1 pseudogene is annotated in these 765 nt (G+C 60.1%); it reads right to left on the bottom strand.

Going from position 1 to position 765, the window contains the following annotated elements:
- Positions 1 to 765, bottom strand: a pseudogene (locus ASU03_RS19305) (hypothetical protein); the annotation flags it as partial.

A 765-nucleotide genomic window follows, 5' to 3' on the forward strand; every position in this document is an offset into this window, starting at 1 on the left:
AGAGAACCAGGCAGGGCTACGAGGTTTCGTGCCTGACGTTGTTCCTCACTCAGCATGTCCGGCGCCTCATCGGCCGAAGCGTCCAGAACCAGTTTGTGTTCGCTGCCTATTCTCCCGGCCATCAGCACTGTGGCCATGGTCAGGTGCGGCGATGACGTCGCATCGAGCGGGCGAAACTCCAGGTTGTATTGTTTGGCGGGTGACTTGCCCCCGATCGTGATAGTCGGGCATATGCGCCGCGAAGCCTCTCTGTTGCGCTGCCCCAGGTTGGCGTATGAAGCACTCCAGTGATGGGGTTTCAGGCGCAGATACGAAATGGGCGTCGGTGCGCTGAACGCGCACAGGGCCGGCAGATACTTCAGTACCCCTGCGGCCCAGTGCTGGCCCAGTGCCGAGAGTCCATTGTCTTGCTCGGGGTTGTACATGACGGGGTGTCCAGTCTGATCCTGCAAGCTGATATGCAGATGCACACCATTACTCACCCCATCGGGTTGCAGCTTGGGAGAAAAACTGATGTCCAGGCCCATCTGCCGGGCGATTTCGCGGGTGATCTCCCGTACGTTCACGGCTCTGTCGGCGGCGGCGACTCCCTGAATGGGGCGGCAGGTGATTTCATATTGAGCCTTGCCGTATTCCGGCAAAAACATTTCCGGCTCTACGCCGGCAGCTTTCAGGGCACTCAGCAACCAGCCACCGAAGGACGCGGCGTGATGTTGGGCGGCGAGGGAAAATGCGTGGTGCGAGTTAGCCGGGTCCAAATAGCCC

Source organism: Colwellia sp. TT2012, from assembly GCF_001440345.1.
In the GTDB taxonomy this organism is placed as follows: domain Bacteria; phylum Pseudomonadota; class Gammaproteobacteria; order Enterobacterales; family Alteromonadaceae; genus Colwellia.